General features: G+C 67.0%; 1 protein-coding gene. It reads right to left on the bottom strand.

The window, feature by feature from the left end; all coding sequences use genetic code 11:
- Positions 1-116 precede the first annotated feature (116 nt).
- The coding region (locus tag A5659_RS12625) for a L,D-transpeptidase (protein ID WP_066876404.1) at positions 117-657 on the bottom strand (541 nt) is incomplete at its 5' end.

Below are 657 nucleotides of genomic sequence, written 5' to 3'. Positions count from 1 at the left end.
GGTGAACACCAGCGGGCCCGTTCCTTATTCGCAGTGAAAAGAGTTCGGCCGCAGCATAATTAAAAGCTCCGCACCCGGCTGACGCCCGGGTGCGGAGCTTCGTAAACGGTGCCTGATTAGTCCTGGACGATCACCGGGTCGCCGACGTGGACGTGGTCGTAGTACCACTCGGCGTCATCGGGGCTCAGGCTGATGCAGCCGTGGCTGACATTCTCGAGACCCAGGGCGGGGACGGCCCACGGGGCCGAGTGCACGAACAGCCCGCGGCTGGTGATGCGGACGGCGTAGTTGACCGTCAGCAGGTAGCCGTTGGGGTCGTCGACGGGGATGCCGACGCTGCTCGAATCCATCGTCACCGCTTCCTCTTTGGCCAGCACGGTGTAGGAGCCGACCGGCGTCGGGTATTCCGGCCTGCCCATCGAGGCGGGCATCACGCCCTGCTCGCCGAAGTGCGGCCGGTGGTGCGGCGCGGGCAGCGACGTCGGCGGTCCCGCCTCGGCGCCGTCGATGCTGACGGTGAAGGTGTGTTCGGAGATGCTGGCGACGCCGATCACGGCGGGGCCCGTTTTGATCTCGGCGGCCGCGCCGCCCACCGTCAACGGAATCGTGCTGTGCGCCGGCCAGTATCGATCCGGCACCCACTGCACAACCTTGTTG

Source organism: Mycobacterium sp. 1165196.3 (genome assembly GCF_001673415.1).
Taxonomy (GTDB): Bacteria; Actinomycetota; Actinomycetes; order Mycobacteriales; family Mycobacteriaceae; genus Mycobacterium; species Mycobacterium europaeum_A.
This window is presented reverse-complemented; position numbering and strand designations above follow the sequence as displayed.